Origin of the sequence: Streptomyces sp. W16 (genome assembly GCF_033194735.1) — a bacterium.
GTDB lineage: Bacteria > Actinomycetota > Actinomycetes > Streptomycetales > Streptomycetaceae > Streptomyces.
This window is the reverse complement of the sequence record NZ_JAWOAI010000471.1, coordinates 1-7,776: the sequence shown is the minus strand read 5'-3', so window position 1 is coordinate 7,776 and position 7,776 is coordinate 1. Positions and strand designations below refer to the sequence as shown.

At 72.2% G+C, this 7,776-nt stretch carries 7 protein-coding genes and 1 pseudogene; 3 read left to right on the top strand and 5 right to left on the bottom strand.

All coding sequences use genetic code 11. The annotated features are described in order from the left end of the window. The 3 genes from R6V09_RS40695 to R6V09_RS40685 form a co-directional block, all read right to left on the bottom strand. A partial coding sequence (locus R6V09_RS40695) for an energy-coupling factor transporter transmembrane component T (RefSeq protein WP_317886523.1) occupies positions 1-949 on the bottom strand: 949 nt, incomplete at its 3' end. After that, positions 942-1,559, bottom strand: a complete 618-nt coding sequence (locus tag R6V09_RS40690; protein ID WP_317886522.1) for an SCO2322 family protein — start codon at positions 1,557-1,559, stop codon at positions 942-944. The genes R6V09_RS40695 and R6V09_RS40690, both read right to left, overlap by 8 nt. Then, entirely contained in the window at positions 1,556-2,821 is a 1,266-nt protein-coding gene (locus R6V09_RS40685) for a prenyltransferase/squalene oxidase repeat-containing protein (RefSeq protein ID WP_317886521.1), read from the bottom strand. Before R6V09_RS40685 ends, R6V09_RS40690 begins: the two co-directional genes overlap by 4 nt. Positions 2,822-3,106: 285 nt before the next feature. On the opposite strand from R6V09_RS40685, the gene R6V09_RS40680 reads away from it, so the two are divergent. Then, a complete protein-coding gene (locus tag R6V09_RS40680; protein WP_317886520.1) occupies positions 3,107-3,868 on the top strand; it encodes a phosphotransferase in 762 nt (253 codons plus the stop codon). Between the two features lie 354 nt (positions 3,869-4,222). Beyond that, positions 4,223-4,993, top strand: coding sequence for a glutamate ABC transporter substrate-binding protein (locus R6V09_RS40675; protein ID WP_317886519.1), 771 nt, complete (start codon positions 4,223-4,225; stop codon positions 4,991-4,993). Here the strand turns inward: R6V09_RS40675 and R6V09_RS40670 are convergent. Together R6V09_RS40670 and R6V09_RS40665 are read right to left on the bottom strand one after the other, a co-directional pair. Further along, positions 4,981-6,168, bottom strand: a complete 1,188-nt coding sequence (locus tag R6V09_RS40670; protein WP_317886518.1) for a hypothetical protein — start codon at positions 6,166-6,168, stop codon at positions 4,981-4,983. The two genes, R6V09_RS40675 and R6V09_RS40670, sit on opposite strands and share 13 nt — an antisense overlap. A gap of 146 nt (positions 6,169-6,314) precedes the next feature. Continuing rightward, a complete protein-coding gene (locus R6V09_RS40665) occupies positions 6,315-7,379 on the bottom strand; it encodes a PP2C family protein-serine/threonine phosphatase (protein ID WP_317886517.1) in 1,065 nt (354 codons plus the stop codon). A gap of 201 nt (positions 7,380-7,580) precedes the next feature. On the opposite strand from R6V09_RS40665, the pseudogene R6V09_RS40660 reads away from it, so the two are divergent. Continuing rightward, positions 7,581-7,776 (top strand): annotated as a pseudogene (locus R6V09_RS40660) (hypothetical protein); the annotation flags it as partial.

The following is a 7,776-nucleotide window of genomic DNA, read 5'->3' as shown; positions in this document are numbered from 1 at the left end:
TCAGCCCCGCCGCCGCGGCGACGACCCCGGCGAGCAGCAACGGCAGCCCGTAGACGCCGCCTTCGGCGGTGAGCAGCCCGTACGTCCCCGCGCACACGCCCAGCAGCCCGCCGAGCGTGAGGGCAGCCGTCGTCCGCCGTACGGAGGCGGGCACTTGGGCCGTACGGCCGTAACCGCGCGCGTCCATCGCGGCGGCGAGGGCGACCGAGCGCTCCAACGCGCCCTCCAGGACCGGGAGTCCGACCTGCAGCAGGCCGCGCAGGCCCCGGTCGGGGCGGCCACGGAGACGGCGGGCGGCGCGCAGACGCTGGACGTCGGCGACCAGGTTCGGGGCGAAGGTGAGCGCCACGACCACCGCGACGCCGGTCTCGTACAGGGCGCCCGGCAGGGACTTGAGGAGACGGGCCGGGTTCGCGAGGGCGTTCGCCGCGCCGACACAGATGAGCAGCGTGGCCAGCTTCAGGCCGTCGTAGAGCGCGAAGAGCAGTCCCTCGGCGGTGACCTTGCCGCCGAGGCGGATGCCCTGCGCCCAGTGGGGGAGCGGGACTTCGGGGAGCGTGAGGAGTGTGTGGGTGCCGGGGACGGGGGAGCCGAGGACGATCGCGAAGGCCAGGCGGATGAGGAGTACGGCGAGTCCGAGTTTCGCGAAGGCGGCGTAGGAGCGGGACCAGGGGGCGGGGGTGCGGTGCGTTGCCACGACGTATGCGGAGACAGTGATCAGGAGGGTGAGGAGGAGGGGGTTGGTGGTGCGGGTGGCGGCGGTGGCCAGGCCCAGGGACCAGGTCCACCAGGCGCCGGGGTGTAGGGAGTTCGGTGTGTTTGGTGCGCGTGAGGATGTGCCGCTTTCTGTTGTTGGGCGGCTGCGGGTTCGTTGTGGCTGGTCGCGCCCACGCGGCGGAGCCGCACATCGATACTGCCCGCGCCCCTTTAGGGAGTTGCGCCTAGCCATGCCTGCGCCTTCGGGTCTGCCATAGCGCTGCCGCTGCCAGGAGGGCGATTGCCGTCGTGCCCGCGAGTAGGCCCACCGAAGGGCCTTCATGTGGCGTGGTCTTCTTGGCGAGCTGCTCTCCGCAGCCCTGCTCCGGGTAGCCGTTGATCGCGCACAGGAGGGCGTTCGTGTCGTAGCGCAGGGGTTTTGCGACCGTGGCCAGTGCCTCCGCCGTTGTCGCGTCGGGGGGCACCGTGGCGCAGGCGGTGCGGCCGGTCGGTGGGGTCTCGTCGGACGGGGCGTCGGACCGCGTACCGAAGTCGATGACGAGAGCGACCCGCTTCTTTCCTTTCACCGCAGGGGAGTTGGCGCAGATCGTCGTGAAGTCGGGTGCTGGGGCCCGGGGTTGCTTCGCGTCTGCCGAGTCCTCGCTCACCGCGAAGCGGAAGCCCTGGACGGTGCCGTCGGTGGGACGGGTGGTGGAGGGGCCCTGGGTGGCGTAGGTCCAGTGGGTGCCGGTGCGGTCCCAGAAGGACCAGTAGCGGTAACCGGCCGCCTGGGCGGGGGAGTTGGCGGTCAGGGCGAGCAGGAGTGCGGTGAGGAGCAGGGTGAGGGAGGGGCGGCGGGTCACTGTCGCTGCCCGCGCTTGCGGCCACGGCCGACCAGGACGAAACCGGCGACGGCGACGGCGACTGCGAGGAGAGCGCCGCCTACGGTCCAAGCGACCTTCAGGGAACCGTCGTTGTCGTCGGAGGCCGCCTTCTCCTCCGGGCCGGCGGTCTGCAGCTCCTCGATGTCCTTGGGGGCGGGACCGGTCGCGTTGAGCAGGGTGACGAGGTCCTGGCCGCCGAAGTCGTGGGCGTCGGCGCCCTTCGCGGTGCTCGCGACGAAGACGAGCTGCGCGTAGGCGGCCGGACCTCCCTGCGCCGCCCACGACTTGGCGTGGGTCTCCAGCCAGTGCAGCGGTTTCGCGGCCTGGTCGTGCAGGCCGAGGGAGGACAGGGCGACGATCGCGTCGGCCGTATTGCCGTAGTCGGGCTGGGACTTGGCGCCGGGGAGCGTGGAGGTCAGATGCTCGTCCTTCGCCATGGCCTTCGCGAGCCAGCGGGCACCGTTGAGGCTCAGCGCCGTCTCGGGGACGTCGGGATCCGGCTTCGCGCAGCCCGTGGGGGCTTCGGCGTCGTCCTGCCGGCTCCCGGCCAGTGACTGGCCGTCCAGGCCGAGCACGGCGGCGGCGGTCGCGTCCGCGTTGGCGACGAGCTTGCCCTCCTTGTCGGGCTGGTAGGCGAAGGCGCCCGCGTCCGTGCCGTCGTCGCAGGGCAGCGCGAGCTTCCGCAGCGCGTCGTAGGGCGACTTCCCGTCCTTGCGGATGTTCGGCACGGTCACTCCGGCGTCGCCGAGCGCGCCCATGACGACGGCGGTGGAGTTCGCGTCACTGGCCCCGCCGGGGGAGTATCCCCAGCCGCCGTCGGCGTTCTCGACGGACTTCAGCCACTTGACGGCCTTGGCCACCTGGGCGTCGTAGGAGACGGTCAGCGTCGAGAGGGCCTGAACGGCGACGGCCGTGCTGTTCGTGTCGACCATGACCTTGGCGTCGCACGCCTTGCCGGGGTCGGCCCGGAACGCCGCGAAGGCGCCGTTGGCGCACTGCTGCCCGGCCAGCCATGCCACCGCCTTGTCGGCGGGCTCCACGCCCACCGCGTCCTGCGCGAGCATGGCCAGCGACTGCCGCCAGACCCCGTCGTAGGTGGGGTCGGAGGTGCCGTAGAGCCCGACGGGTATCGCCACGGAGGACGACGGTGACGGGGACGGACCGGCGACGGCAGGTGCCGCGGCGATCACGGTGACGGTGATGCAGGCGGCCAGGGCCGCGGCGCTGCGGCGGACGTTCATGATCGGCGGATGCCTTCCCCTGTGGGGAGCACGGCAGCACGGGAACACCCCCGGGCGGCTCGGCTCCGTATTCCTCGACGGTGCGTGTGAGCCGGTCACGTGCCGTGCGGGGCGGTCCGGCTCACCGGCCCCGGAGGGGGACGGATCACGGTTGCGGGTCAGCGCCGGAATTGCACCGGCTTTCCCCCGTACGGGTGTGATGACGACCCGGCCACTCTACGGCCAGTCTGGGCATCCGCTGTGAGGAAGGGGCGCCCGGTCCGACCGTCCCGGTAGGTTCTGGCCATGTCGACGACGGGGAAGACGACGGGCAGGACCACGGGGAAGACGACGGGGAAGCTGATCGGCTCCGGCCGTACCGCTGACGTGTACGAGATCGACGACGCGTGGGTGCTGCGCCGCGACCGGGAGGACTGGGGGGACGCGGCGGCCGAGGGCGCGGTGATGGAGCATGTGCGCGCGTACGGCTATCCCGTGCCCCGGGTGCGGCCGGGGGACTCGCTCACCTCGCGCACCGACCTGGTGATGGAACGGCTGACCGGGCCCACCATGCTGGAGGCCCTCGCCGCGGGCTCGATCGGCCTGCGGGAGGCGGGGACCGTACTCGCCGCGCTGCTACGGCAGTTGCACACGATCCCCGGCCGCCGCCCCGGCACCCGCGTCCTGCACCTCGACCTCCACCCGGAGAACGTGATGCTCACCCCGACCGGTCCCCGTGTTATCGACTGGGGCACCGCGGAGGACGGTGACCCCGGACTGGACTGGGGTCTCTCCGCGATCATCCTCGCCCAGGTCGCCGTGGACGATCAGCCGATCGCCGACCCGGCCCGCGCGGTACTCGCCGCGCTCCTCGCCGATCCCGCCGACCTCACGGAGGTGGGGCTGGCGGAAGCCCGGCGGAGGCGGGCGGTCAACCCGACGATGACTCCGCGCGAGGTCGAACTCCTCGGTGCGGCCGAGGAGTTGGTCCGGTCGCTGGCATTTCCGCCGCAAGATGGTGTTCGGCGTGGTGTTCCGCGCGACGAGGGGAACCGCGAGTCGACGTGAACGCGTCACCGCCGACGAGGGTGTGGCGGGCCAGGGCGCCGGACGGCGTCTTCGGCTGGGTTCCGAGGACTGCGAGGCAGTGTGGGGGAACTTCGGACACGGGGAGAAGCGGGCAGGCTGTCGGCTGCCGCGGGGGCGTGCCGGGCCCCGTTTCGCCACCGGCTCCTTGCCGCCGTCGTGGCGTCGTCGGCCGTGATGGCGTTGGCGGTGTCCTGTGCGAACTCGGCCGCGCCGCACGGGCGTTCATCCGCCGGGGCGCGCACACCTGCCGACAGCGCGTCCGCGTCCGCGAGCGCACGAACGACGACCGACGCGAACTGCGATCCGCTGCGGTCACTGAAACCGCCGGCCCACATGCCGACGCCGGGCGGCCGGATGCCGAGCGGTACGGCGATGGAGAAGATCGTCGCGCGCGGCCGGCTGATCGTCGGAGTGGACCAGAACACCTATCTCTTCGGCTACCGCGACTCCGACACCGGACAGCTGGACGGGCTCGACATCGACCTGGTGCGGGAGATCTCCCGCGCCCTCTTCGGGCGGCCGGACCGGGTGCAGTTCAAGGCCGTGCCGTCCGCAGAGCGGATCGGGATACTGCAGCGCGGCGAGGTCGACCTGGTCGCGCACTCCATGACGATCACCTGCGAGCGTATGGAGCAGGTGCTGTTCAGCAGCGACTACCTCGACTCCGGCCAACGTGTCCTCGTCACCGACACCTCCCCGGTGCAGACCCTGGCCGATCTCGCCGGACAGAAGGTGTGCACGGCCCGGGGCACCACCTCACTGACCGAGCTGCGCCGCGCCCGCCCGAAGGTGCTGCCGGTGACCGTCTCCGACTGGACCGACTGCCTTCTGCTGCTCCAGCAGGGCGAGGTGGCCGCCGTGTCGACCACCGACAACGTCCTCGCCGGACTGAGCGCCCAGGACCCCGCCACCCGCATCACCGGACCGCGGTTCACCTACGAGCCGCACGGCATCGCCGTCCCGAAGGCGACGCCCGAACTCGTCCGCTTCGTCAACGGCGTGCTCGCGCGGCTGCGCGCCTCAGGCACGCTCCGCGCCCTGCACGAACGGTGGTTGGGCCCCTACGGCGACTTCTACCCGCCCGCGCCGCGCTATCGCGACTGACGGCGCACGAGCCCGGCCCCGCTACGGCGGATGCGCCAGGCGGACCCGTCATGGGGTGCGGCGACCGCCAGCAGCGTTCCGGGGACCAGGTCCAGCCGCTCGCCCCGGAGCCGTCCCGGCAGACCGCCCTTGGCGATGACCCAGTCCTGCCAGCCGAGTTCGGGGGTGAGGGTACGGACCGAGACCATGCCGGACCACTTGTGCCAGGACCGGGTGACGACCCGCGTGGTGACGGGCGGCCCTGTGTAGCGGAGCACCTTCCCACCCGTGCCGGTGAATCCCCCGTCGAAGGTCCGCACCGCGTCGAGCGGGGTGGTGCGCAGCTCCCAGCCTCCACCACCCTCGGTCTGGAGCAGCGTCGGCCCGGGGCCGAGTCCGAGGATCCCGCCCTCCTCGGTGCGGTGGTGTTTGGTGGACAAGGTCACCTTGTAGCCGCGGGACTCGACGTGGACCTGCACATCGAGGTCGCTTCCCGCGTCCGACAGGGAGTGCAGCGCGAGCGCGGCCGTCATCCCCGTGTGGACGAGGACCTCCGCACCGGTTCCCCGGGTGGTGGTGCCGTCCAGCGGGCGGGCCGCGGACAACGACAGTACGCGCAGCCGCCACTCGCAGTCGGCGGCGTGGCGCACCTCGACCCGTCCCGCCGTCGACCAGATGGCCGGGGTGTCGTGGCCGAACAGGAACCTGGCGCGGTCGTTGTCGCCCACATGCCAGAACGTCTCGTCGCCGAAGTCCGTGCGCAGCCGGAGAAACAGGTTCGTGGGGCGAAGGTTCTCGATCCTGGTGAACTCAAGGATCGCCGGTCCCGGCGGGTCCGGCTCGGCGAGTTCGACCGTCTGGTTCCCGATCCCCCGGCGGCAGAAGACTCCCCCGTCCTCGGGCTCGTCCTGCACGAGCGGGGTGACGGAGACCGACCACCGCTCGGCCGTTTCGACGCGCAACCGCTGCGGTCCGGCCAGGCCCACCCGGTACTCCCAGGTGCGCGGCTCATGCGTACGGCGCTGCTCGGGCTCGAAGTCCCGGACCAGGTCGGTGTCGTCGGCGCCGAGGAGGGTGAAGCGTCCCACGCGGGCGCGGTGGACCACCGTGGCCCAGCCCTGCGGCCCCCGGTAGTCCAGTTCCGCCGGCCCCGTGCCCTCGGCGGCCTCGGTGAACGGGCGCCCGTCGGCTGTCATCGCACCCCCGCTCCCCGGTATGTCGTACCGAAGGCTAACCGGCCGGCACCTCACCCGCCCCGTCCGCGACGCCAACTCCCAGGAGAGTGGCATCAGTTGTGCCGCGACAGACGAGACTCGACGAGTCGAAGACCCAGGCACAGGCCTCAGACCCGCACCGGCGCCACCACTCCCGTCGGCTGGCACAGGACGAGGGCCAGGTCGTCGGTGGGCGGGCCGCCGGCGTGTGCGAGCAGGCGGTCGTACAGCGCGTGCAGCGCCCCGTCCGGCGTCGGGTCGCTCAGGGCCGTCGCGCACTCGGTGAGCAGGGCGAACGGGGTGCCGTCGAGGGCGCGGGACTCGGTGAGGCCGTCCGTGTAGAGGAGGAGACGGTCGCCGGGCTGGAGGCGGACCCGGTACTGCCGCGGGTCCGGGCGCAGGCCCAACGGCAGTGCGGGGACCCGGGGTTCGAGGAGTTCCAGCCGCTGCCCGGAGCGCAGGGGCGCCGGATGACCGCAGTTGACGAGCCGCACCTCACCCGGCCCGAACTCGGCCAGCACCGCCGTGACGAAGTCCTCGGGGCCGAGACCCGGGGTGAGCCGGGCGTCCAGCGCCTTCGCCAGGCTCGTCAAGTCCGGTGCCGTATAGGCGAGTTCACGGAACCCGACGAGCGTGTCGGCTGCCGTCCGCAACGCGTCGAGCCCATGCCCGCGCGCGTCCCCGACCAGCACCCGCAGGCCGTACGGCGTCACCGCGACGTCGTACAGGTCGCCGCCGACCGAGGACTCGCGGCTCGCACAGTGGTAGCGGGTGCTGACATGGGTGCCGGAGAGGGTGCGGGAGACGGGCCGCAGGATCGCCTCCTGGGTGATCCGGGCCACCTCCCGCGCCTCCACGAGCCGTTCCCGCAGCCGGCCGCGCTGTCTCGCCGCGTACACACTGCACACGCAGCCCACCAGCAGCCCGCCCCAGCGGACGGCGGACCCGGCGTTCAGCTGTGTCCCCGCGCCGAGCCCCGCCGCCAGTGCGAGCAGCACCGTCCAGCAGCAGACCAGGAGTGTACGGCGGGCACCCAGGAAGGTGGCGGCCATCAGCGGTCCGATCGCCAGCAGCGGCAGGATCGGCTGCACCCGGCCGATCAGCAGACCCGGCGTGGCCGCCAGCAGACAGCCGACCGGTGCGACGAGCAAGCGGCGTCCCCCGTCCATCGCGTTCACGTCCTTCGCGTTCACGCCACGACGATCGCGGAATTCCCGGCTCCGTACCTGCGGCACGGGGGAGTTGACCGGCTCTCGATCACAACTCGTCGAACTAGGACGGAATGTGATCGAAAAGGGCGGAAGTTCCGGTGATACAGCGACTTTTCCGGGCAGCTGTGGGCCGGGTTCCGGGACCCGCGCATGGAGCCGGTGACGTACGGACACACTGGCCTCGTGCCGGACAGGACTGACCATGGGAACCCAGGCAACTCCAACACTCCCGGGAACCCTGGGAACTCCAACACTCCCGGGAACCCTGGGAATCTGCCGCCCGAGACGCGCAGTTTCGTCGGGCGGCGCGCCGAACTCGCCCGGCTGCGTGCCGCGTTGGACCCGGGCCTGGACGCGGCACCGGGCGCGGGACCGGCCC